At 67.3% G+C, this 23,715-nt stretch carries 18 protein-coding genes; 8 read left to right on the top strand and 10 right to left on the bottom strand.

Annotated features, from left to right (window positions below; all coding sequences use genetic code 11):
- Positions 1-191: 191 nt before the first annotated feature.
- The 4 genes from K9L28_06315 (at position 192) to K9L28_06300 (ending at position 4,439) form a co-directional block, all read left to right on the top strand.
- A complete protein-coding gene (locus K9L28_06315; GenBank protein ID MCF7935933.1) occupies positions 192-1,385 on the top strand; it encodes a diguanylate cyclase in 1,194 nt (397 codons plus the stop codon).
- Between the two features lie 87 nt (positions 1,386-1,472).
- Positions 1,473-2,759, top strand: coding sequence for an ArsB/NhaD family transporter (locus tag K9L28_06310; protein ID MCF7935932.1), 1,287 nt, complete (start codon positions 1,473-1,475; stop codon positions 2,757-2,759).
- Positions 2,760-2,763: 4 nt separating this feature from the next.
- Complete coding sequence (locus K9L28_06305) at positions 2,764-3,369, top strand: metallophosphoesterase (protein MCF7935931.1); 606 nt, start codon at positions 2,764-2,766, stop codon at positions 3,367-3,369.
- A gap of 53 nt (positions 3,370-3,422) precedes the next feature.
- Positions 3,423-4,439 carry a hypothetical protein gene (locus K9L28_06300; GenBank protein MCF7935930.1) on the top strand — a complete coding sequence of 339 codons (1,017 nt, stop codon included), beginning with the start codon at positions 3,423-3,425 and terminating at the stop codon, positions 4,437-4,439.
- Between the two features lie 83 nt (positions 4,440-4,522).
- Here K9L28_06300 and K9L28_06295 read toward each other — a convergent pair whose 3' ends face one another.
- From K9L28_06295 to dapB, 6 genes are all read right to left on the bottom strand, one after another.
- A complete protein-coding gene (locus K9L28_06295; GenBank protein ID MCF7935929.1) occupies positions 4,523-4,867 on the bottom strand; it encodes a DsrE family protein in 345 nt (114 codons plus the stop codon).
- Between the two features lie 35 nt (positions 4,868-4,902).
- A complete protein-coding gene (locus K9L28_06290; GenBank protein MCF7935928.1) occupies positions 4,903-5,223 on the bottom strand; it encodes an AzlD domain-containing protein in 321 nt (106 codons plus the stop codon).
- Complete coding sequence (locus K9L28_06285) at positions 5,220-5,927, bottom strand: AzlC family ABC transporter permease (GenBank protein MCF7935927.1); 708 nt, start codon at positions 5,925-5,927, stop codon at positions 5,220-5,222. The genes K9L28_06290 and K9L28_06285 overlap by 4 nt, the downstream gene beginning before the upstream one ends.
- Positions 5,928-5,931: 4 nt before the next feature.
- Positions 5,932-6,882: a carbon-nitrogen hydrolase family protein gene (locus K9L28_06280; protein ID MCF7935926.1), complete on the bottom strand. Its 951-nt coding sequence runs from the start codon at positions 6,880-6,882 to the stop codon at positions 5,932-5,934.
- Positions 6,883-6,965: 83 nt separating this feature from the next.
- Entirely contained in the window at positions 6,966-8,936 is a 1,971-nt protein-coding gene (locus tag K9L28_06275) for an N-formylglutamate amidohydrolase (protein MCF7935925.1), read from the bottom strand.
- 55 nt (positions 8,937-8,991) lie between these two features.
- Positions 8,992-9,792, bottom strand: coding sequence for a 4-hydroxy-tetrahydrodipicolinate reductase (gene dapB, locus K9L28_06270; GenBank protein MCF7935924.1), 801 nt, complete (start codon positions 9,790-9,792; stop codon positions 8,992-8,994).
- A 173-nt stretch (positions 9,793-9,965) separates the two neighbouring features.
- Between dapB and K9L28_06265 the strand changes: the two genes are divergently transcribed.
- Entirely contained in the window at positions 9,966-10,220 is a 255-nt protein-coding gene (locus tag K9L28_06265) for a hypothetical protein (protein MCF7935923.1), read from the top strand.
- Between the two features lie 132 nt (positions 10,221-10,352).
- A complete protein-coding gene (locus tag K9L28_06260; GenBank protein MCF7935922.1) occupies positions 10,353-11,525 on the top strand; it encodes an MFS transporter in 1,173 nt (390 codons plus the stop codon).
- 39 nt (positions 11,526-11,564) lie between these two features.
- On the opposite strand, the gene K9L28_06255 is transcribed toward K9L28_06260, so the two are convergent.
- Positions 11,565-12,632, bottom strand: coding sequence for a nitronate monooxygenase family protein (locus K9L28_06255; GenBank protein MCF7935921.1), 1,068 nt, complete (start codon positions 12,630-12,632; stop codon positions 11,565-11,567).
- Positions 12,633-12,998: 366 nt separating this feature from the next.
- On the opposite strand from K9L28_06255, the gene K9L28_06250 reads away from it, so the two are divergent.
- A complete protein-coding gene (locus tag K9L28_06250) occupies positions 12,999-15,704 on the top strand; it encodes a response regulator (GenBank protein MCF7935920.1) in 2,706 nt (901 codons plus the stop codon).
- A 7-nt stretch (positions 15,705-15,711) separates the two neighbouring features.
- The gene (locus K9L28_06245; GenBank protein MCF7935919.1) at positions 15,712-17,436 is read left to right on the top strand and encodes a hypothetical protein; all 1,725 of its coding nucleotides are present in this window, start codon (positions 15,712-15,714) and stop codon (positions 17,434-17,436) included.
- Between the two features lie 87 nt (positions 17,437-17,523).
- On the opposite strand, the gene clpB is transcribed toward K9L28_06245, so the two are convergent.
- The 3 genes from clpB to K9L28_06230 form a co-directional block, all read right to left on the bottom strand.
- Complete coding sequence (clpB, locus tag K9L28_06240; GenBank protein MCF7935918.1) at positions 17,524-20,193, bottom strand: ATP-dependent chaperone ClpB; 2,670 nt, start codon at positions 20,191-20,193, stop codon at positions 17,524-17,526.
- 317 nt (positions 20,194-20,510) lie between these two features.
- On the bottom strand, positions 20,511-22,781 hold the full coding sequence (locus K9L28_06235) for a PocR ligand-binding domain-containing protein (protein ID MCF7935917.1): 2,271 nt from the start codon (positions 22,779-22,781) through the stop codon (positions 20,511-20,513).
- Positions 22,782-22,882: 101 nt separating this feature from the next.
- On the bottom strand, positions 22,883-23,715 hold an 833-nt coding region (locus K9L28_06230; protein MCF7935916.1), incomplete at its 5' end, for a response regulator.

The following is a 23,715-nucleotide window of genomic DNA, read 5'->3' as shown; positions in this document are numbered from 1 at the left end:
CTCTGCGAGGACTGCCGGAGGGAGGCGGCCGCCCCCGGCAGACGGAGACGACGTGGCCGTTGCGGCAACCGGATCGTCGAGAATGAGCCCTGATGCCCACCCCCCACCTCACAGGGGACCACAGGCGAGGGCGGACAGCGTGGTAGGATAGAAAAGAACATCGTTTCCATCGACCGTGAAGGGGGAAGTCCATGAGTCTGTCCGCACGCATCGCGTCGCTCCCGCCGCTGATCTCCATCGTTATCGCCGTGGTTCTTCTCGTTCTCGGCGACGCCCGGAGCGCCGAAGGGCTGCCTGCAGGGATGTGGGCCGCCCTGATGGTACTCTACATCCTTCTGACCGGGCTCTACGTCCCCCTCTCTGCCCTCCCGGACATGCAGCTCTCGGTGGCCTCCATCCAGGCGCTCTGCCAGGGCTTCACGGTGCTCGCCCTGGCCCTGCAGTTCGGACTCCCGGCGATGGTGCCCTGGACGGGGGTGGCCCTCATCGCCGTCGGCGCGGCCACCGGAGGCGGCGCCGTCCAGCATGCCCTGGCCCTCAAGACGAAGCTGCAACGCAATCTCCAGCATGCGAAACAAGAAGAACCGGCCGCGCAACCACCGGCGGAGACGGAGGCGGCGACGGGATGCCCCTTCCCCGTCATCGAGGTGGGCGGCGACAACACCGTCACGGAGGCCAACGACGCCTTCCTCGGCCTGCTGGGAATCGACAGGACGGCGGTACAGGGGCAGGAGGTGGACATGCTCCTCCCGCAGGACACCACCCGGATCTCCCTGGGCGGACAGGACTTCCGGATCCTGCACTGGGAAGGCCAGGGCCGGCGGCTCTACTGCCTCCTGCCCGCCGAAAGCCTCCCCGAACAGGGAGAGCCGGCGGAGGCCCGGCAGGAACAGCCGCGGCAGGGGAAAACCATTGTGGTTGAAGATCCGGAGACGGGGCTGTTCACCGAGGAGTACCTCCAGATTCAGGGCCCCTTCGAACTGGCCCGGGCCGAACGCTACCGGCGCTGGCTCTCGGCGGTGCTCATCGCCATCACCTATCGCAAGGGCGAGGGCGGGGTGCCCACCGACGCCGACCGGAAGGACGTCCTGGTCACCTTCAGCCAGGCTCTGCTGGCGGAGCTGCGGGACACCGATCTGACCTTCCGCCTCTCCAACGACACCATCCTGTTCTTCCTGCTGGAAACCAGCCAGAACGGCGCAAAGAGCTTCGCCAAGCACCTCCGTGGCCTCTTCGGCCAGGTGATCCAGAAGAAACAGCATCTTCTGGCGCTGGAACCGGCACTGGAGATCGGCATCCACTACTACAGCGGCAACGAACCGCTCAAAATGGAGGGGCTCATGGAGTATCTGCAGGTCTCCAGGGAGAAATCCAGGAACGCCTAGGGTCGGCAGCGCGCATCATCTCCTTGCAGGGAGCTCCAGGGAGGTGTACCCTGTCAGCTGTATCCCTACCCCGGAGGAAAACACACTATGACGACACAGGCCTGGTTCGCCCTCGGTATCTTTCTTGGATCGCTCTGGCTGATCGCCTCCGGAAAGGTCGCCCGCAGTCTCGCCGCCCTCCTCGGCTGTTCTCTGCTCATGGCCTTCCATATCCTGCCCGCGCCGGAGGCCGTCCGGTTTATCGACTTCAACACCATCGGGCTGCTGCTGGGCATGATGATCATGGTGGGCATCCTCTCCCGCACCGGGGTCTTCCAGTATGTGGCCATCAGGACCATGAAACTGACCCGGGGCAACGGCCTGATCACCATGGCCGCCCTCTCGGCGGTGACGGCGGTGCTCTCGGCCTTCCTCGACAACGTCACCACGGTGCTCCTGATCTGCCCCATCATCATCTCCCTGGCGGACCTCATGGAGATCGACCCCGTCCCGCTGCTGATCCCCGTCACCCTGGCCTCCAACATCGGCGGCACGGCCACACTGATCGGCGACCCGCCGAACATCATCATCGGCTCCTACGGCGACCTCTCCTTTCTGGACTTCATCGTCAACCTCGGCCCGCCGGTGGTCATCATCCTCACCGTGGCGCTGCTCTACCTGGCCTTCCATTTCCGAAGCCAGCTGGCGATCCCCCGGGACCATTTCGAGCGCGTCCTCCACGTGGACGAACAGCGGACGGTCACCGACGCCCTGCTGCTCAAAAAGACGGGGACGGCCATGCTGCTGGTGCTCGCCGCCTTCACCGTCCACCACATCTTCCACCTGGAACCGGCGGTGATCGCCCTGCTGGGGGCCTCGCTGCTGCTCTCCGTCAGCGGCCTGGAGGGGCGGGAGGTGATCCATCAGGACGTAGAGTGGCCCACGCTGGTCTTCTTTGCGGCGCTCTTTATCCTGGTGGGGGCGCTCAAGGAGACGGGGATCATCTCGCTGGTGGCCCAGCTCCTGGCCCATATGGTCCTCGGCAAGCCGCTGCTGGCGATCCTGGTGGTCCTCTGGATGTCCGGGCTCACCTGCACGGTGGTCAACAACATCGCCTTCACGGCCACCTTCGTCCATGTGGTGCAGGAACTGGCGCAGACCCTGGACATGGCGACGCCCCCCCTCTACTGGGCGCTGGCGCTCGGGGCCTGCCTGGGCGGCAACGGCACCTTCCTCGGCGCCGCGGCCAACGTGGTGGTGGCCGACATCGCCGAGCGCTCGGGATTTCCCATCTCCTTCCGGCACTTCGCCCAGCTGGGCATGCGCACCGTGCTGATCTCGCTCTCCCTTTCGAGCCTCTATCTGCTCGTCCGCTATCTCTGGATCGGAGCCTGACCCGGTGCTCCCCCGGCTCTTCCGAGGCCTGCTGGAGCGGCTCCAGCCCTACCGGCGGATCGAACCCCGGCCGGGTCTGCTCCTCCACATCTCCGACACACCCTCGACAACATTCCGCGCCCTCAAACGAATCATCCGCGCCATCCAGCCGGCGTGGATCGTCCACACCGGCGATCTGGTGGACGAGGTGAAGCTGGAGCTCCACCCCCACTGTATCGAGGACTACACCCCGAGGGTACGCAAGCTGCTGGCCATCCTGGAGGACTCCCGCGCCGGGGTCTTCCTGGTGATGGGCAACCACGACAACGCCGCGACCGTCCGCCACCTCGCCCGGCGCAGCACCATCCTGACGGAACCTGCGGACCTGCTTCTGGGCGGCCGCCGGCTCCGCGTGGCCCACTACAGCGAGGATATCCTGGGCCGCGAAGGGGAGTTCAACCTCTACGGCCACAGTGACGATCTGCCCAGCAGGGTCTATACTGACCGTGTGCTCCTCAACGGTCTGGAGCATATCCACGTCATCGACACGGACAGCGGACACATCAGCTATCTCTCCTACCCCGTGGGCACCGATGACCAGCGGATGCTCAAACGCAGCTTCCGCTTCTGACAGGCCTGTGGGCGGGTGAGATCACTGGAGGAAGACGAAGGGAGGGATGCGGGATGTTCTCACTGGTGCGCGGCGGACCGAGGATGCTCTACGTGGAATGTACCGACCGGGAGCGTCTGGAGGCCTTTCTCATCGAACACGCCCGGGCGGCCCGTTTCTCGCCGGAGCTGGAGGGCGACAGCGCCTTCGGCGAGGAGGACATGCTCTTTTTCGTCGGCCATGGAATGGGGCGATACGAACACATCATCCTGGTCCGGGCCCCCCTGGAGGAGACGCTCATCACCATGATCCGGGAAGGCGTCACCGACTGCATCTCCAACATCTGCCCCTCGCCGGGGATGATCCTGGTCCGGCTGATGGGCAAGATGGAACCGGTGGTCGACCAGCTCCGGAAGGAATACGACGCCGCCTCCATCACGCCCGGGTTCTTCATGGGCTGCGCCGTTTTGCCCTCTACAGCCGTCTTTTTCACCAAGACACCCCTGAACCGGAGCATCACCGTGGAGGAGCTCCACTCCGAGGGTCTGCTGATCGACCGCGACCAGAAGGAGCTCCTCGCCGAGCTCCGCAGCCGGGACATCGAGTTCCTCAACACCTCGCTGCAGGGGCAGAAATGGACCAACGCGGAGATCCGGATCTACGACATCTACGAGCGTTATTTCCTCCACTACCGGCGGCTGGTCTGCGTGATCCGCGGGCTGGAACTGGGCGTCATCGTGGAGGAAGGCTGGGGCAAAGACCAGGCCATGGTCCTCATGAGCGTCCCGGTCTACAAGGTACGGCTCTACACACCCCACTCCCAGGGCGAGCTGAAACGCATCTGCCTGGGCCTGGAGTTCGACGACCAGGGGAAGCGCCTGGCCGACATCGACGTGCTGGAAAACGGCAAGCGGATGAGCTGGACGGACTTCAGGAAAAAGCGGAAGGGAAGGCAGGGCGCGTCGAATATCGAATCCAGGATGGCCTTCGCAAAGGAGGTGCGGCGCTCCATCCTGCAACAGCTCCCCGCCAGGGAGCGGGAGACGGTCTCCCGGCTGGAAGAGGAGCTCGGGGAACAGGAAGACACATAGCGGGGACCGCTCATCGGGGGCTCCAGAGGGAGCACAGCGCCGCGGCCTGCCGGCAGGCCGCGGCGGAACACCCCGTTTCTACCCTAGAAGGTGAGCACACTGGCGCCGGACTTGAGAAACGCCGTCAGCGGCTCGCCCATGTAGCGCACGTCCACGCCCAGCTCCTCCAGCCTCCCGGAAACCCCGTAGTGGTCGGCGCAGGCCTTGCAGGCCGTCAGCTCCACGCCCTTCGCCGCGGCGTCGCGGAGGTTGTCGGCGATCCCCCCGTCGGCGCCGGCGAGCTTCGCCGAAGGCCCCCAGATCACCAGGACCACACGGTCCCACCATCCTCTCACCGCGGAGTTCAGGGTGTACATGAAAACCAGCTCGTCCCAGACCTCCCGGTTGTCGCTGCTCCAGATGACAACAAGCGTCGATCTCTCCTCCATCGCACTCTCTCCTCTCTTCGCTCTTCCTCGGTATCCTATCCCAGACAGGAGACCGCCCACAGAACGCTCATCCCCACAACCAGCGTGAGCCCGATGTTCCTGGTCTTCCAGGCCGTCAGGAAGGCCACCGAGACGGCCGCGATCCGCGTCCCCGAAAGCTCGAAGAGCGCCCCGTCCGGCGCATAGACCACGGCGGGGGCGATGATGGCCGCGATGGCCGCCGAGGGCACGTAGCGGAGCATCCGCCGGACCAGCGGCGGCAGCGTCCCCCCTCTTCCCCTGAAGAGGAAACTCCCCTTGAGCAGAAACGTTCCGAGCCCCAGAACAATGATGATACCCCATACCAGCAGGGTCATTCCGGCGCCTCACCCCTCCGGTCCAGCCGCGGACCCGCGACAACGCCGACGAAGATCCCCGTGAAGATCGCCAGGATCAGCCCCGCCCGCAGCGGGACAATGGGCACGAAGATTGCCGCCGCAAGGCCGCCGGCCACGGCGGCCGCCACGTCGGAGCGCGCCTTGAGGTTGGGGATCAAAAGCGCCGTGAAGGTCAGCGGCACGGCGAAGCCCAGGGAGAGCGACGGGGGGATGATGTCCCCCAGCAGAGCGCCCAGAAGCGAACCCGCCTCCCAGACCCCCCAGAGGAAGACCCCGGCGCCGAGAAAGAAGCAGGTGTAGTCGCCGTCGCCGTCCTCCCGCGCCCGGGCCAGCGTCATCGCGTAGGGCTGGTCGATGAGCATATAGGCCAGCAGGGGGCGCGTCCAGGGCGTCCTCGTGTCCAGAAGGGACGCGATGGACGCGCTGTACATCATGAACCGCAGATTGACGATCAGCCCCGTGGCCAGGATGATCACAAAGGGCGCCCCGTCCTGCAGCAGCTGCAGCACCGCAAGCTGGGAGGCCCCGGCGAAGACGATCATCGACATCCCCACGGCCTGCACCACGTTCAGCCCCGTTTCGATGGCGGCCACGCCGGCCACCACGGCGAAGGGGAAGACGCCGAACACAAAGGGCAGCACACTCCTGAACCCCCTGCGGAATTCCTCGCGATCCCAGGACATGCCGCTACCCCTCGGCTCCCCGGTAGGTCACCCCGGACCGGGGCCGCTGGTCCACATGGAGACGGAAGACATCGGGCCGGGCGTAGTGGCCGTTCACATCGAAGTCAAAGCGGCTCCTGGCGAGGAGACCGGGATCGAGATCGGCGTAGAGGATCTCCTCCCTCCCGTAGACCGGGCCGGCGAGGGTGTCCCCCAGGGGATCCAGAACGGCGCTCCCGCCGGGACAGATCTCCTCCGGCTGTGTCTCCAGCTCCGCCGCGCACTCCAGATCGTCGGGGTACATGGACCTGGTGACGAACTGGTTGCAGGAGAGGACGAAGGTGCGCCCCTCCATGGCGATATGCCGGATGGTGGCCTGCCAGCTCTCCCGGGAGTCCGCCGTGGGCGCCACGTAGAGCGACACCCCCTTGCCGTAGATGGCGGCCCTGGCCAGGGGCATGTAGTTCTCCCAGCAGGTCAGGCCGCCGAGCCTGCCGTAGGGGGTCTCCACCACCGTCAGCGTACTGCCGTCGCCCTCGCCCCAGACGATGCGCTCCGATCCCGTGGGCTTGAGCTTCCGGTGGGTGCCCAGCAAGCTCCCGTCGGGACCGAAGTAGAGCGTCGTACAGTAGAGCGTCCCCCCGGCCCGCTCCGTCACGCCCATCACCAGAAAGACACCGTAGTCCCGGGCCGCCGCGCCGAGGGCCTCCGTGGTTCTGCCGGGCACCTCCACGGCATTCTCGAAATAGCGGCCGAAATCCCGTCTGCCGGGCATGGAGCGGCTCCCGATCACCGTCCCGAAGGCAAGCCCCCGCGGATAGGCGGGGATATAGCTCTCCGGGAAGACCACGATCTTCGCCCCCTGCGCCGCCGCGCCGCAGAGGTCCAGCGCCTTCCGCAGGGTCCCTTCGCGGTCGAAGAGCACCGGCGCGGCCTGCACCACCGCCGCGCGGACCTGTTCTGTCGTACCGCCCACAGCGTCACCCCCTGTGCAATACAGTGTATGCAGGCCATTGTACCAGATGCGCCGCCCCTGCCGGGCGGCGCATCGCTGTCGCTTCAGGAGTAGAGGCTTCTGGCGGCCATCCCGGCCGACTCGATGGCGTGGGTGATGATGTCCCGCACCATCTTGAGCCGCGGCTGTTTGAGGGCGTAGCGCTTGTTGCGGTTCGCCTCGTCCGGTTCGTACATGTAGGTGTCCATGGTGACCTCCAGCTGGATCACGTGGACATTGCCGGCGGGGTTGTTGTGCATCCTGGTGATGAATCCGCCGGAGTAGGGCTCGTTCTTGGCGGTGGTGAGCCCGATATCGTGGGTCATGGCGGCGTTCTCCAGACCGCTGTAGAAGGAGTGGATGATCTCGGCGTCGGCGGAGCGGTCGTCCAGGGTGCCCACCACGAAGTTGCTCCGTTCCTCGCCCTCGTCGTAGACCCGGCCCCAGCCCACGGAGGACATGGAGTGGGCGTCCAGAATCAGGGCGTAGCCGCGCTCGGAGATCATGTTGTCGATGAGAAAGCGCAGGATGTTGTGGTAGAGATCGTAGTAGCGGATCACCCTGGCCCGCTCCTCGGGCGTATAGGGACGCTGGAGGAGCAGTTCGTTCTCGATGTTGTAGTACTCCGTGGCGGAGTTCTTGAGATGGAAGGGGAGGTTCTCGTCGTCCAGCCCGTCGCGGCTGCGGTTCATGTCCACTAAGAAAGGAGCCAGCCGGGAGATGAGCTGCAGGCCGTCGAGCCCCTCGTAGAGCACGTCGCTGAGCATGTCGATCTCCTTGAGGCATCCGGGGCCCAGGTCGAAGCGGTCGGCGAAGCGCTCCGGCACCAGCACACCCGAGTGGGGGATGGAGAGGATGTAGTCGTTGGACCGGGGCGTGAACTCCACCAGATCGCGGATGGCCAGCTCGTAGGTCTCGTCGCCGAAGACATCCACCACGGGGAGACGCTCGTCGAACTGCTCGAAGTACTCGTAGACATTGCTCCAGTGGGTGACGGGCTGCTCCACCACCGAGGCGGCGATCTCCGTCCTGGGCGGCGCCAGCTGGAGGAGCTCCGACTCGATCCTGTCCATGATGATGGCGCCCACGGAGATGCCGTAGATATCGTAGAGGCCGATGCCGCCGGGGAAGGCGTTGATCTCGATGACCTTGCCGGTGGTGAGCATGTCCACCGAGGCGTAGCGCAGCTCCGGGAAGGCCTCGATGACGCTCCGGGCGATGCTCTCCTGCTCGTTGGTGAGCACGTGGAGGATCTGGTTGCAGCCGAAGGACATGTTGGTCTTCCACTCGCCGTAGGCGGGCTCCCGCAACATGGGGGCGATGAGATCGCCGTCGAAGAAGGTGACCACCAGGTCGCCGTTTCTGACCTCCGGACAGAACTCCTGCAGCAGGATACGGCCGTACATGGAGAGGTACATGTGGAGCACCTCTTCCAGCTCGGGGTCGTCGAAGCTCACCCGGTGGACCTGCAGACCGCAGCCGTAGCCGTAGCGGTCCTTGATGATGAAGTAGTCGTGCTCCCGCGGCAGCCGCTCCAGGGCCTCCAGCGCCTCCTCCATGGCGGAAGCGGCGAAGGTGACCGGCTGGGGCACCTCGGGCACCCGTTTGACCAGCTCGTACTTGTCGGTGGAGACCAGGGTGGCGTTGAGGCTCTCGAAGAGCGCCCCCCGGCCGTCCAGCGTCCGCAGGATGTCGATATTCGGCGTCTCCTCGAGATTGCGGATGTCGTCGCCCCGGGCGAAGCAGATGTCCACATCGGCCAGATGCAGAGGCCGTTCGTCCACCTTGGTCACAAACTGGTGGGCCGTGACGGGCTCGCCGTCCCACCCCGGAGGAAGCTCCAGCACCGAGGCCCTGGCGAAGGGCTCCTCGCCGTGCCAGTAGAGATCCTCCATACGGAAGTGGTAGATCTCGTGCCCCCTGGCGGCGGCCACGCTGAGGACCTGGGTGATACCCGTGTTGTAGAGATCCACGTCGTAGTCGCTGTAGGTCAGCTGACCGCTTTCAAAGGCTATGGTGAGTCTGTTCTCTTTCATTGGAGATGGATAGCCTCCTTACAGTGAAGTATGCTCCCGCCGCCCAGTAAGCCGGTCAGGAGCGATCCAGCTCGTCCAGCGAGGTGACCACGGTCCCCCCGGGGAACCCGGGGAGCTTGGCCACGGCCTCCATCACGCCGTCCATGTAGACGGCGCTGGAGAAGTCCTGCACGTTGATGCGGATCGTCTCGTCCTCCCGGGCCAGGGTGATCTCGTGCTCCGAGTAGGGGCCGGGGTAGGGCAGCCGCTGGGCCAGGATCTGCACGCCCTGTTCCGTGGCGCCCAGGACACCGGGCAGCACCTCGGAGCTGCGGTGTTCCCCCGGGGTGTCCGGCGCGGCCGCCTGGGCCAGGCTGACGGCGGTCCCGCTGGGGGCGTTGGCCATCCGGGCCGGGTGGCGGTCCACCACGCTCACGTAGGGGTAGTACTGCCGCGCCTTGTGGAGGAACTCCAGCACCAGGTTGATCCCGGGGCCGAAGTTGGAGATGATGGCCCAGCGGACATCGGCGTCGCCGGCCATGGTGCAGGCCTGCTCCATCATCTCCGCGTCGAAGCCTGTGGTGCCGATCACGGCGTCCACGCCCCGGGCGGCGTAGACCTTGAGATTGTCCATCACGATATTGGCGGAGGTGAAGTCGATCACCATATCGGGGGCCGTCTCCCGCAGGCCCTCTTCCAGATCCTGGACCCCCTTGATTCCCAGCGTCCCGATGCCCGCCGCGTCACCCAGATCCAGATCGTACTCGGCGCAGAAGCCGCCCACCAGCTCGGTCTTCTCGTCGGCGGCGATGGTGCGCACCAGGTGTTTCCCCACGTTTCCGGTGGCGCCGGAAACAAAGAGCCGCTTCCCACTCATGACACATCCCTCCCTGCTGTCGTCCTGTTTCTGTCTTCTATTTTACACGCCCGGCGGCGGAAGGGACTACTCCCCGGAACGCAAAGAAGGGTCGGCATCCCCTTCTCCCCCTCTACTGTGGTATACTCCTGGCATTGAATGCAATACACTCCACGAGGAGAGGGTGGTGCCGGATGATCCGACTGATTCTTGCAGTGCTGGCGGTGGCGGCGGCGTGGCTCCTTCTGCCGCAGATCGATGTGGACCCCCAGTCGGGACAGGGCCTGGGACTGATGGCCATCGTGGCGCTGGTGGTACTGCTGGCCGGCAAGGGGAAGAAGCGACGGGGCGGCCGCGGCGGCTCGGCGCGGGACGACGATCGCGACAAGGACGACCGCGACGACGAAGACGATGATGATGACGACGACGACGGGGGTGACGACGACTAGCAACCTCCTCGCCGTCGGGGACAGCCCATAGAATGGAGTGGAACGGTTCCCGCAGCGGGAACCGTTCCACTCTGTCGGGGGACAGCATGGAAACCCAGAGGGCCGGCAGGCCGGAAAGGAGCAAAACCACCGATGCGGAAGACCATCGCCAGGATCACCGGGGCCACCTACGGGATCATGTGCTTCGGCAACATCTACTTTCTCTTGGCGCCCTACCTCGTACAGCACGGGGTCACCGCGGCGGATACCATCGGCTGGATACTGGGGATGTACTTCGCCACCTCCACCCTCACCAGGCCCTTCGGCGCCTGGGTGGTGGAGCGTTTCGACTTCCGCCCCACCCTGGTGACGGCGGCGCTGATCTGTGCGGCCGGCAGCGCCGGCGTGGCGCTTGCGGGGAACAACGTGGCGGCCATCCTCGTCTGGCGGGCGCTCACCGGATTCGGCTCCAGCCTCTACGTGGTGGGGCTCACCACCTACCAGACCCTGGTGATCCCCGATGAGACCCGGGGGTCGGCCTTCACCTTCATCTCCGCGGGCAACATCGCCCCATTGGTGACCATCGTGCCGGTGGCGGAGTGGATCCTGCACCACGGCCACCCCCAGCTCTACATCTGGCTGCCCACCGTCGCGGCGCTGGCCTGCCTGGTGCTGGCCTTCTCGCTCCAGCCTCCTCCGATGGAACAGGGCGGCGGAAAGCGGGACTGGGGCACCTACCGGGAGGTCTTCACCCACCGACCGGTGCGGGTGCTCTTTCTGACGGTGGTGCTCTTCGCCTTCATCGACGCCTCGGTGGTCTCCATCGCCTCGCTGGCCATGGAGCGGGGGCTGATGGCGTCGTTTTTCATCTCCGGCAACGCCGGGATGGCCGTGGCCATCCGGATGCTGGGCTTCAAGCTCATGGACAGGCTCCCACGGCTGCGGCTGCCGCCGCTGGCCTTCGCCTGCACCTCGCTGACCCTCATGGGCGCCACCTTCGCCGACAGCAACCTGGCCTTCGGCGTCTGGGGGGTGCTCTTCGGCATCGCCATGGGCTTCGGCTTCCCGCTGAATCTGGCGCTCATCGGCGACGTGGCCCCGCCCCGGCTGCGCCCCAAGGTGACCTCGCTGGTCTGGTTCTGCATGGCCGGGAGCTTCTTCCTTTCGCCGGTGGTCACCGGCTACCTGGCGACCTGGGCGGGACCGAGCGTGGCCTTCCGCATCCTCGCCACCGTCATCGCCGCCACGGCGCTGCCGGTCTATCTGCTGCTCTGGAAGCCCATCGCCGACAGCCGGGCACAGGAAAAGCGGGGAACCGGAGCCTAGGCGCCGGTTCCCCGCTCTCCGTTCCGCCGGGCTCCCCCCTCAGGAGTCCGGGAAGAGCTCGGCGATGATGTCGTCCACCCGCTCGATCCTGTGGACCCTGGTCACATTGGTGCCGCAGAAAAACAGGCCGTTCTCCCAGTCGCCCCGGTAGGCGTCGATCAGCGCCTGGGCGATGCAGAAGGTCTCCCGTTCTTTCTTGTAGCGGCAGTGGGTCAGGCAGTTGGCGAAGCATGGCTTGCTCTTGACGGACCCCCTGAGGTAGGCGTCCACCATGGGCGAACGGATCGCCCTGCCAGGCAGCCCCGCCGGACTCTGGATGAGCACCACGTCTTCCGGCCCGGCATCCACATAGGCCTGTTTGAAGCGCAGCGCGGCGTCGCCCTCCTCGGTGGCGGCGAAGCGGGTGCCCATCTGCACGCCCTGAGCCCCGAGGCTGAAGGCGTGGTCGATATCCTTCCGGTCCCAGATCCCCCCGGCGGCCACCACAGGCACATCCAGTCCGTTTTCGGCCAGATAGGCCGTCAGCGCAGGCACCACCTCCTCCAGAGAGAGGGAGGGATCTACGGCCTGCTCCTCGTCCCGGGCGCCGAGATGCCCCCCGGCATAGAGGGGCGTCTCCACGACAAAGGCGTCGGGCCGGCGGTCGTAGTGCTTCTTCCAGCGGCGCAGGATCAGCGTGGCCGCCTTGAGCGAGCTGACAATGGGCACCAGCGCCACATCGGGGTAGTCCGCGGCGAACTCGGGGAGCTTCATGGGCAGTCCGGCCCCGGAGATGATCACGTCGGCGCCGCCCTCGCAGGCGGCCCGCACGTGGAGTTCGTAATCCGTCAGGGCGGCCATGCAGTTGACCGCCAGCACGCCCTCGGGGGCGACCCCGCGGGCTTCCTCCAGACACTCCTTCAGCGCCTTCTGGTTCGCCTCGAAATAGTTCGTCCCGTCATACCCGGAATGGTTGGCGGCGACGCCCACCGAAGCGATGGTCCCCACCGCGCCGGCCCGCGCCACGGCCCCCGCCAGCTTCGGCCCGGAAACGAGAACCCCCATGCCCCCCTGGATCAGCGGGTACCGGGGCCTGTACGCCCCAAGCCGCAGAACGTGGTCCTCCATGTTGACAAATCCCCCTTTGACTCTGGTTCCTGTACTTCGCAACGCAGGGGTTCTTCCCACGGGGAGCAGGATACCAGGTTCCGCTCTACAGTGTCCCGTCTATCCGGTCCGGGAAGAGCCGCACAACCGGAATCCCGGATCACACCACCATTGACGGCGCGTCCATCTCTGCCGCCGCCTTGTCTCCCATAACAATAGCATAGCAGAACGCCGGTGGCCATGGCCACATCGCCGGTCCGCCGTGAAAGGGCAAGTATACCACAGCACACATCGCTGTTAGCCTCGTGGAAATAATGCTATACTTTCTGCCAGAGAGAACCGGGAGCTATGACAGCACTGCTGCATTTCCGTTAGGGAGAAGATACCATGAGCGCAGAGTCCAACCGCTTCGAGCGTTTCTTCCATGCCGTTCCCCACGCCGCCGCGATCTTCACCCGGGAGGAGACCGGGGGATTCCTCCTGGTGGAGGCCAACGCCGGCTTCCAGTCGCTGCTCAATCTCCCCGGCGGCCCGGACCGGGGGCTCTCGCCGGAGGGGCTGCCCAGAGAGCTGGACTGGCCGACTCTGCTGGCGCGAACGCTGGAGGAGGAGTGCTCCTTCTCCAGCTCCTTCTTCTGCACCGCCTCGGGACGACAGCTGGAGGTCACCTCCAGACCCATGCCGCCGGAGATGGTGACGGTGGGTCTGCTGGACAGCTCCAGAACCAAGACCCTGGAAGACGAACTGGCCACCTACAGAAACCGTCTGGAGGGCGCCATGCGGGCCGGCAACATCGCCTGGTGGGAGATGCACGTGCCCGACGGGAGCGTCAACGCCAACCGGCGGAAGGCGGAGATGCTGGGCTACGACCCCGACGACTTCACCCACTACACCCACTTCACCGGACTGATCCACCCCGGGGACTACGAGAGGGTCATGCAGAGCATGCGGGACCACCTGGAGGGGAAGGTCCCGCGGTACGAGACCACCTACCGTATCCGGAACGCCGACGGCGGCTACGCCTGGCTCTACGACATCGGCGAGATCACCGCCCGCAACGCCCTGGGCGAACCCATAAGGGTCACCGGCGTGGTCCGCGACGTCTCCCGGCAGAAGGCGGCGGAGCAGGCACTGCGGGACTCCCGGGACGCGGCCGAAGCGGCCAACAGGGCCAAAAGCCAGTTCGTGGCCAACATGAGCCACGAGATCCGCACCCCCCTGAGCGGCATCATCGGCATGGCCGAGCTGGCCCTGGAGACGGAGCTCTCGCCGGCCCAGCAGGAGTACCTGGCGGATCTGCAGAACTCCGCCCACACGCTGCTGGAGATCATCAACGATGTGCTGGACTTCTCCAAGATCGAATCGGGCCGCATGGAGATGGCGCAGCGCGGCTTCAACCCCGGGGAGCTGGTGGGGGACGCGGCCCGCCTCTTCGCCCCCCAGAGCAGCTACAGAGACATCGAGCTCCTCTGCGACATCGACCCTTCCCTCCCGCGGCAGCTCGGGGGCGACCCCCTGCGGCTGCGGCAGATCCTTCTGAACCTCATCGGCAACGCCGTGAAGTTCACCGATACAGGGGAGATCCTGATCGGCGCCCGGATCGACCAGACCGAAGCCGAGGAGGCACAGCTCACCCTCACCGTCAGGGACACGGGGCCGGGGATCCCCCAGGAGAAAACGGAAGCCATCTTCGACGCCTTCTCCCAGGCCGACGACAGCTACGCCCGTGAGCACCGCGGCAGCGGCCTGGGGCTGGCCATCTCCCGCAAACTGGCCAGGATGATGGGCGGCGACATCCAGGTGGACAGCACACCGGGCGAAGGCAGCACCTTCACCGTCACCGCCGGGGTAACCGTGGAGGACAGCCACCCTCTGGTCCCCCGGGGGACGCTGCCCGAGGGGATCCGCTGTCTCCTCGGCACCCGGGGGGACACCCTGCGCCGCATCCTGGAGCGACAGCTCCGGCACATGGGGGCGGAGGTGGTCATCGCGGAATCCGGGGAGGAGATGCTCCGCACCGCAGCGGAGGACCGCCGGATCGGCATGGCGGTGATCGAGCAGGACCGGGAGGGAGCGGACAGCACCGCCGCGGAGACGGCGCTCCGCCGGGCCGCCGGGCATGAGCTCCCCATCCTGCTGGCGGTCCCCGCCAGGAAACGCATGGAAGGCTACGAACGCTGCGCCGCCCTCGCCGCCTGCGAGCTGGTCTCCAAGCCCTTCACGCCCGGCGAGGTCATGGAACGGTGCGCCACCCTCCTCGGCCGCCCGCAGAAGCAGCAGGCAGCGGCCGAAACAGCGCGCCCCCGTCTGGACGGGAGCGGCCACCGTCTGCTTGTGGCGGAGGACGACAGGGTGAACATGAAGTTCATCGGCAAGATGCTCCACCGGCTGCACTTCGAGCTGGTGCAGTGCGAGGACGGGGAAACGGCGCTGCAGGAGCTCCGCAGAGGCGGGATCTCCCTGGCCTTCGTGGATGTCCACCTGCCGAACATGGACGGTCTCGCCGTGACCCGGCAACTCCGCCGGGAGGAGGAAGAGACCGGTGTCCACACCCCCGTCATCGCCATCACCGCCGACGCCCTGGAGAGCCACAGGCAGAACTTCTACGAGGCCGGCATGGATGCGGTGCTCGTCAAACCCTTCCAGTCGGAGCAGATGGAGGCGGTGCTGGCCCGCTATCTCCCGGAGCAGCCGGGCGGGAAGAACCCGGACGCCCCACCGGAGGACGCCCCGGAGCAGGACGAAACACACCCCCTCCTGGACCTGGACACCCTGCACCGGCGCACCGGCGACGTGGAGCTCGCCCGGGAGATGCTGGAGCTCTACACCGAACAGACGGGCTCGCTCATGGCCGACCTCCGCAAGAGCGTGGAAGCCGGCGACCACCAGGGCGCCTACTACTACGCCCACACATTGAAAGGCAGCAGCGCCAACGTCAACGCCGACCGGATGTACCGCGAAGCCGTCACCCTCATGAAACTGGCGGAGGAGAAGGCGGCCGCAGAGACCATGGAAAGGGCACTCCGGAAGCTGGAAGCGGCCTACAACGCCACCATGGAGGTGCTGGAACAGGAGGAATCAAAAGGGAGCTGACCGGTACATGCGAAAGCTGGGGAAACAGAGGCCCCTCGCGGCCGCCGCGTTTGTCCTGTGCGTTGCCGCCGTGCTCGTCATCCTCAAAGGGAGCATCGCCACCGACAGCCCGCCGCCCTCTCCGGAGGAGTTCGCCTGGCGGCGCGGAAACCCTCTGGCGTACCGCTGCCGGCTCACGCGGCAGCTGCAGATGAATCTGCCCGGCAGCACGCCCATTCCCGAACTGGAGCTGCAGGGAACGCTGGAGCTCCACCCCCTGAAGGCCACCCCCCTGGCCGTGGAGATGGGGCTGCGCTTCGATACCGCCCACTGCAGGATCGACGGTCGCCCGCACCCCGAAACGGCCCGCCGCCTGGCCGCGCCCTTCCGGGCCACCTATCGGCCCAGCGGGGCGATCCGGCATCTCTCCTTCCCCGACTCGATGCTTCGGACGGAACGGGCCATCCTGCGGGAGCTGCTCCGCTCCTGCGAGGTGGTCCTCCCCGGCGACGGCGCCGGCCGATGGGAGCACACCCAGAAGGACAGCGCCGGGATCTTCCGGGCCGAATACGCCATGACACTGGGCGGCGACATCCTGCGCACCAAGACCGCCTACCGGCGGAGCCGCCTCGGTGCGCTGCCTCTGACCGTGGCCGCCGCCCGACTGGAGGCGGAGCTCGGGGCGCAGTGGCTGGAAGGCCTGCACTCCAGAGAGGAGCTCCTCGTGGGCGACACCGAAACCCCGCTGCTCCGCCTCACCAAAGCATGCTCCCTTGCCCGGCTCCCCGCTGCGGCCCTCGGAAGGGACCTGCCCGCCCCGTGGGAACCGGCACCCCGGGATCCCTCCGGAAAGCGCCCCGTCAACAGAGGTGAAGCGGAAGACATTCGGGGATCTCTCTCGGCACACATCCCCGAGCCGATGGAAACCGGAGAGCCCCGCAGTCTCCAGGACCTGAGCCGCTACCTGGCGGAACACCCCGGGGAAGCGGCGGCGGTGCCCGGCTATATCGGGAACCACCCCCACAACCGCAGCACCGCCTCCCTGCTGATCCGCGCCCTGCAGGCCAGCGGCACCCGAGAAGCCGAAGCCGCCCTGGTCACCCTGGCGAGGGACACCGGTCAACCGGTGGACAACCGGGTGCGGGCCGTCATCGCCCTGGGACGTGCCGACAGCCTCTCCAGCAACACGGTGGGAGCACTCTGGAAGATCGCCGGAACGCGGGGCACCCCGGAGGACCTCAAGGAGTCCAACGCCGCCCTCATCGCCCTGGGCATCCAGGCAGGCAGGCAGCCCGGGGAGACAACCATCAGCCGGCTGTTGCGGCGGAAACTGCACGCCTCCGGCGACCCGAAGCTGACCGCCGTTCTGCTGGAGGCCATGGGCAACGCCGAGCTCCAACGATTCGCCCCCGACATCGCCTCCCATCTCTTCGTTTCCGACAGCAACATCCGCGCCTCGGCCGCCCGGGCCCTGCGCAGTCTGCCCGGCCGCAGGACGCGACGTCTTCTCCTCCACCGCTTCCGCGAGGAGAGCGACCCCGCCGTCAGGGAGGCGCTGCTCGGGAGCCTGCAGTGGTACCAGCCGAGCTGGCCGGAGATCGAGCTGCTCCTCTTTGCCGCCCGCCCCTGGGACACCCCGGCGGCATGGCACATCCTCCACGACCTCTGTCTCAACGCCGGTATCGGCGGCGCCGTGGCGGAACAGCGCCTCAACGGCCCCCTGCCGCGGAGCGCCGAGGCTTCCCAAAAATAGCGGCGGCGGGACCCGCCGTTTCCCGCGGATACCCGCCGCCGCGTTGCAGTGTTGCATCAGCGTCGGAGAGGTCCTTTCCCGGGAACCCTATCCGACGATCTCGCCGTTGATGACCCCATCTTCGTCCTCCCCGGCGCTCTCCTCGCGGGGGTTCTCGCAGCCGATCCGCAGCTTGCCCTCTTCCACGTCGATGGTGAAGGTGGCGCCCTCCAGCACGTCGCCGGCGATGAGCCGCCGGGCGATGGCCGTCTCCACATGCCGGGAGAGGAAGCGCTTCAGCGGCCGCGCGCCGTAGACGGGGTCGTAGCCCTCCCTGGCGATATGGGCCAGCGCCCCGGGGGTGATCTCCAGACTCATCCGCTGCTCGGCCAGCCGCTCCCGCAACGTCTCCACCAGCAGATCGATGATCCGCTCGATCTCCTCCAGCCGCAGCGGCTTGAAGAGCACGATATCGTCCACCCGGTTGAGAAACTCCGGACGGAAGGCCCGGCGCAGCTCGCTCTGCACGGCGTTCCGTGCCCTGTCGGTGATCTCGCCGTCGCCGGTGATGCCCTCCATCAGATGGTCGGCGCCGAGGTTGCTGGTCATGATGATCACCGTGTTCTTGAAGTCCACCGTGCGGCCCTGGCTGTCGGTGATCCGGCCGTCGTCCAGCACCTGGAGCAGGATGTTGAAGACATCCTGGTGGGCCTTCTCGATCTCGTCGAAGAGGATCACGCTGTATGGCCGGCGGCGGACCGCTTCGGTCAGCTGGCCGCCCTCCTCGTAGCCCACGTAGCCCGGCGGGGCGCCGATGAGCCGGGAGACGGAGAACTTCTCCATGTACTCCGACATGTCGATGCGCACCATGTTGTCCTCGCTGTCGAAGAGCGCCCGGGCCAGCGAGCGGGCCAGCTCGGTCTTGCCCACGCCGGTGGGCCCCAGGAAGATGAAGGAACCCGTGGGCCGCCGGGGGTCCTTGATCCCCGACCGGGCCCGCAGAACGGCGTTGGCCACGGCCTGCACCGCCTCGTCCTGGCCCACCACACGCTCGTGGAGCACGTCGTCCAGGCGGAGGAGCTTCTCCCGCTCGCCCTCCATGAGCCGCGCCACGGGGATCCCCGTCCAGCGGCTGATGATCCGGGCGATCTCGTCCTCGGTGACCTCCTCGCGGAGCAGCGACTGGCCGGAGATGCGCTCCTTCAGCGCCGCCTCCTGCTCCTTCAGCTGCCGCTGCAGCTGGGGCAGCGTGCCGTGCTGCAGCTCGGCCGCACGGTTCAGGTCGTACTCCCGTTCGGCCTTCTCGATATCCCGGCGCACCTGCTCGATCTGCCCGCGCAGCTCCTGGACGCCCTTGATGGACTCCTTCTCCGATTCGTACTGGGCCTGCATGGCGTCACGCTGGTTGCGGGCCTCCTGGAGCTCCCTGCGCAGGCTGGCCAGCCGCTCGGTGCTGGCCTTGTCGCTCTCCTTGCTCAGCGCCGCCTCCTCGATCTCCAGCTGCATCACCCGACGGGAGACGGCGTCCAGATCGGCGGGCATGGAGTCGATCTCCGTGCGGATCAGCGCACAGGCCTCGTCCACCAGGTCGATGGCCTTGTCGGGCAGGAAGCGGTCGGTGATGTAGCGGTCCGAGAGCATGGCCGCCGCCACCAGGGCGTTGTCCTGGATGCGCACCCCGTGGTGCACCTCGAAACGCTCCCGCAGCCCCCGGAGGATGGAGATGCTGTCCTCCACGGTGGGCTCGTCCACCACCAGCGGCTGGAAGCGCCGCTCCAGGGCCTTGTCCTTCTCCACGTGCTCCCGGTATTCGTCCAGGGTGGTGGCCCCGATGCAGTGCAGCTCCCCCCGGGCGAGCATGGGCTTGAGCATGTTGCCGGCGTCCATGGAGCCCTCGGCCTTGCCGGCGCCGACGATGTTGTGCAGCTCGTCGATGAAGAGGATCACCCTGCCCTCGCTCTCCCGGATCTCGTTGAGCACCGCCTTGAGGCGCTCCTCGAACTCGCCGCGGTACTTGGCGCCCGCCACCAGGGAGCCCATGTCCAGGGCGAAAAGGGTCTTCTCCTTGAGGCCCTCGGGGACGTCGCCGCGGACGATCCGCTGGGCCAGTCCCTCGGCGATGGCCGTCTTGCCCACGCCGGGGTCGCCGATGAGGACGGGGTTGTTCTTGGTCTTCCGGCTGAGGATCCGGATCACCCGCCGGATCTCCTCGTCCCGGCCGATCACCGGGTCCATCTTGCCGGCCCGGGCCTCCTTCACCAGGTCCCGGCCGTAGCGCTCCAGCGCCTCGTAGGTGCCCTCCGGCGTGGCGCTCTGCACCCGCTGGTGGCCCCGCACATCGGTGAGGGCGCCGAGGAAACGCTGCTCGGTGACGCCGAACTCCTCCAGGATCCGCCCCGCCGCCGTGCTCTCGCCCTCGGCGATCAACGCGGCGAAGAGATGCTCCACCGAGACATACTCGTCCTTCAGGCGCCTGGCCCGCTGTTCGGCGTCCACCAGCAGCCTGGAGAGCCGCTGGGTCACCACGATCTTTCCCGGCTCCACACCGGGCCCCGAGACCCGGGGCAGACCGTCCAGGTGGCGCTCCACCGCCACGGCCAGACCGTCGCCGTTGACGTCCATCCTCTGCAGGAGCCGGGGCACCAGACCGCTCTCCTGGCGCACCAGGGCCAGCAGCAGGTGCTCGCTGTCCACCTCCTGGTGGCCGTAACCGACAGCGGTCTTCTGCGCCTCGCTCAGCGCCTCCTGGGATTTCTGCGTCAGCATGCTGAGATCCATAGCCATTCCTCCCTCGCATCACCACGGGCGAGCGCACCCCTGTGGAGCCGCGCACGCCCGTGCCGTATCTTTTGATCTTTCCTGACGTATGCAAGTATAAAGGTCAGAGTTCATCAGGGAAAGCGGGTCGGGAAGGACTGGGAGGGATATATTCGGCAAAAGCGCCGGGAAGCGCGGTCTTCAGCCGTTTTTCTCACTCGGAGGGACCAATGATGCAGAAAGCGCCCAGCCGCCGGGGCCGGATCCTCCGCGCCGTCCCGGGGACACCAGGGCATCCGGCACCGCAGCGGGATGGGAGCGCAGCCCCTTTTTGCGGACTAGGCCTGTTCCTCCAGGAAGCCTTCCAGCGCCGCCGCGAGCCGGCGGCACTGACGCCGGAGCACCGGCAGACGCCGCCGGGCGCTGCGGAGGTCGCCGTTCCCGAAGAAGCACTCCACCTCCTCGGCCTCGCCGCGCAGCGCCTCGCCGCCTACGTTGGCGGCGGCCCCTTTGAGCTTGTGGACCGCATGCCGGCCTGCGCCGCCGTCCCCGGAGGCCAGGGCGGTCTCCACGGCGTCGATTCCGCCGGGCAGCTCCTCCAGGGTGATCCGGGCCACCTCCAGGGCCAGCTCGCCGTCGCCGCCGAAGCGCTCCAGCACGGCATCCAGATCGAAGACCGGCGGCCCGTGGGGCGTCTCCTCGGGATTCTCCTCCGGCGGCCCCTTCCTGCACCCCCCCAGCAGAAGCCAGGTCACGAGCATCTCGGTGAGCGCCTGGAGGGTCACGGGCTTGGCGAGATAGTCGTTCATCCCCGCCTGGAGGCACCGCTCCCGGTCGCCCTCCATGGCGTGGGCGGTCATGGCGATCACGGGGATCCCGCGGTCGGGAACGCCGCTCTCGGGGTCGCGGATCCGCTCCGTCACCTCGCACCCATCCTCGCCGGGCAGGCTGACATCCATCAGGACCAGATCGTAGCCGTCGCCGGCCAGGACATCCGGAATCCCTGCCCCGTCGGCGACAACATCGCAGTGGAGACCCAGCCGCCCCAGCAGCGCCCTGGCCACCTTCTGCCCGGCGGGGTCGTCCTCGGCCACCAGGATGCGTGCGCCGCTCCGCCGAAGCCGGTCCAGCGAGGCCTCGTCCATGGGGCTGTGGACGCTTCCCCGGGCGGCTTCCCCGCTTCCGCTCCCCTGCTGCCGCTCCAGACGGAGGGTGAACCAGAAGGTCGAACCGGTGCCTTCTTCGCTCTCCACGCCGATCTCGCCGCCCATCTTCTCCACCAGCTGTCTGGAGATGGCGAGGCCCAGCCCCGTTCCCTCCCGTCTCCCGGCACGGTCCCGGAGCTGCGAGAAGCTCCGGAAGAGCTCCCCCTGCCGCTCTGTGGGGATCCCCATGCCGGTGTCCCAGACGGTGAACCGCAGGTGCGCGGCGGTCTGCTCCTTCGCCTCCAGGGTCACCAGCACGGCCACCTCGCCCCGGTCGGTGAACTTGATGGCGTTGTTCACCAGGTTGATCAGGATCTGCCGGATCCGTCCCGCGTCGCCCCTGAGCAGCACCGGCACCCCCGGCGCCACCGAGCAGTGCAGGGCCAGCCCCTTCTGGGCGGCCCTGAGCTCCATCATCCCCGTCAGCTCGTCCAGCAGGCCGCTGAGGTTGAAGGCCGCCTCCTCCAGCTCCAGCTTGCCCGCTTCGATCCTGGAGAGATCCAGGATGTCGCCGATGATACCCAGCAGCGACTCGCCGCTGGACTGGATCACCTGGGCGTAGCGGCGCTGTTCGTCGGTGAGCTCCGTATCGAGCAGCAGCGAGGCCATGCCGACCACGCCGTTCATGGGGGTGCGGATCTCGTGGCTCATGCCGGCCAGAAAGTCGCTCTTGGCCCGGTTGGCCCGGTCCGCCTCCGCAACGGCCTCCTTCAGCTGTTCCTCGAAGCGTTCCTTGGCCTGCAGCGCCCTGGAGAGCTCCAGACGGCTGTAGCCCTCGCCGGCGATCAGGTTGGCCAGCCGGGCGTAGAAATGCATGACACGGTGGACATGACTTCGATCCCAGCGGGGGACCCGGTCCAGCGCCTCCAGATAGGCCTTCTCGTCGAAGCCGTAGGTGCGGGCCATCTCCCGGAAGGTCTCGTAGTCGGGCTCCTCGTCGCTGTAGAAGAACTGGCCGAGAAAGATGTTCCCCACATGCCACCCGCCGATGACAATGGGGGTGGCGATGTCCCACATGTGGTTTCTGCACTTGTACTCCCGGAAGGTCCCCGGCTCCACGCCATCGGAGAGATAGACGTCGCTCTCGATGCAGTTCTTTCTGGTCTCGGGGTGCCTGCGGTGGAACTCCGTGCAGATCTCCTGCCAGCCCTCGGCGACCAGCACATCGCCCTGGAGGTCGACGATCCCCACGCCGGTGCCCGTCACCCGGTAGAAGTCCTTCATCAGAGCCCGGAGGGTGGGGAGATCCACCACATCCTCCAGCGTCGGCGGCCGCTCCGCAGACGGTTCCGGCGGTTCGCAGCCCTCCGCCCTCCGGGCGGGCCACAGCGTCTGCAGGGCATGGCACACCCCACGCCGCCAGCCGCAAAACCGGCATGCTCCTCGATTGCTCCGCTGCCTCACTGGCTTCACATCCTTTGGGCATCGCCCTCTACGGTGCGGGCGGCCTCCCCGCACGTTTCCATCCCCCCGAAGGGAGAGGCACCACATATCTGCCGTGCGCCCTACCGGGCCCCCCGCTCTTCCAGAAAGCCTTCCAGGGCCTCACGCAGGGCGGCGAGGTCCTCATCCAGGGCGGGCATGGCCTCCCCGGCGGCCCGCAGATCGCCGGCCCCGGCGTGCCGTTCCACCTGCAGGGCGGCCTCCCGCAGCGCCTCGCCGCCGGTGCTCGCCGCGGCGCCCTTGAGGGTGTGGGCGCAATCCGCCGTCCCCGCCGCGTCGCCCTCGGCCAGGGCCTCCCGGAGTGTGTCCACCAGCGGAGGCAGGCTCTCCAGCGAGACCGCCGCCACCTCGCGGGCCAGCTCCTCATCGCCCATGAAGCGCTCCAGCAGCCCCTCCCGGTCGAAGACCGCGGTCTCCCCCGGTTCCGCCGCGACGGGTTGCGCGCCGCCTCCGGCCGGGAGATCCCCCCGGCGAGGCAGGAGACGTTCCAGCACCGCCACAAGGGCCTGCGGCGCCACCGGCTTGGAGACATAGTCGTCCATCCCCGCCTCCAGGCAGCGCCGGCGGTCGCCTTCCATGGCGTGGGCCGTCATGGCCACCACCGGCACGGCGGGATCATCCACCTGCGGTGAGCGCCGGATCCGTCTGGTGGCCTCGTAGCCGTCCATCTCCGGCATCTGCACATCCATGAGCACCAGGTCGTAGGGGATCCGCTCCAGTGCGTCCAGGGCCTCCCGGCCGTTACCCACCGCTTCGGCCCGGAGGCCCAGTTTGTGCAGGATGCCCAGGGCCACCTGCTGGTTGGCGGGGTTGTCCTCGGCAACCGGGATCCGGGCGCCGCTTCCCCGCAGCCGCCCCTCCAGATCGGCGCCGCTCCACTCCGACGGACGGGGAC

The organism is Synergistales bacterium (assembly GCA_021736445.1).
Classification (GTDB): domain Bacteria; phylum Synergistota; class Synergistia; order Synergistales; family Aminiphilaceae; genus JAIPGA01.
The sequence above is the reverse complement of the archived record's forward strand: the minus strand, read 5'-3'. Positions and strand labels throughout refer to the sequence as shown.

Bases quoted from the DNA above. Each gene is read 5' to 3' on its own strand.
- K9L28_06290 (MCF7935928.1), bottom strand. From the start codon at position 5,223: ATGACCCTGCTGGTATGGGGTATCATCATTGTTCTGGGGCTCGGAACG.
- K9L28_06245 (MCF7935919.1), top strand. From the start codon at position 15,712: ATGCGAAAGCTGGGGAAACAGAGGCCCCTCGCGGCCGCCGCGTTTGTC.
- K9L28_06310 (MCF7935932.1), top strand. From the start codon at position 1,473: ATGACGACACAGGCCTGGTTCGCCCTCGGTATCTTTCTTGGATCGCTC.
- K9L28_06285 (MCF7935927.1), bottom strand. From the start codon at position 5,927: ATGTCCTGGGATCGCGAGGAATTCCGCAGGGGGTTCAGGAGTGTGCTG.
- K9L28_06300 (MCF7935930.1), top strand. From the start codon at position 3,423: ATGTTCTCACTGGTGCGCGGCGGACCGAGGATGCTCTACGTGGAATGT.
- K9L28_06275 (MCF7935925.1), bottom strand. From the start codon at position 8,936: ATGAAAGAGAACAGACTCACCATAGCCTTTGAAAGCGGTCAGCTGACC.
- K9L28_06260 (MCF7935922.1), top strand. From the start codon at position 10,353: ATGCGGAAGACCATCGCCAGGATCACCGGGGCCACCTACGGGATCATG.
- dapB (MCF7935924.1), bottom strand. From the start codon at position 9,792: ATGAGTGGGAAGCGGCTCTTTGTTTCCGGCGCCACCGGAAACGTGGGG.
- K9L28_06295 (MCF7935929.1), bottom strand. From the start codon at position 4,867: ATGGAGGAGAGATCGACGCTTGTTGTCATCTGGAGCAGCGACAACCGG.
- K9L28_06250 (MCF7935920.1), top strand. From the start codon at position 12,999: ATGAGCGCAGAGTCCAACCGCTTCGAGCGTTTCTTCCATGCCGTTCCC.
- K9L28_06265 (MCF7935923.1), top strand. From the start codon at position 9,966: ATGATCCGACTGATTCTTGCAGTGCTGGCGGTGGCGGCGGCGTGGCTC.
- K9L28_06255 (MCF7935921.1), bottom strand. From the start codon at position 12,632: ATGGAGGACCACGTTCTGCGGCTTGGGGCGTACAGGCCCCGGTACCCG.
- K9L28_06315 (MCF7935933.1), top strand. From the start codon at position 192: ATGAGTCTGTCCGCACGCATCGCGTCGCTCCCGCCGCTGATCTCCATC.
- clpB (MCF7935918.1), bottom strand. From the start codon at position 20,193: ATGGATCTCAGCATGCTGACGCAGAAATCCCAGGAGGCGCTGAGCGAG.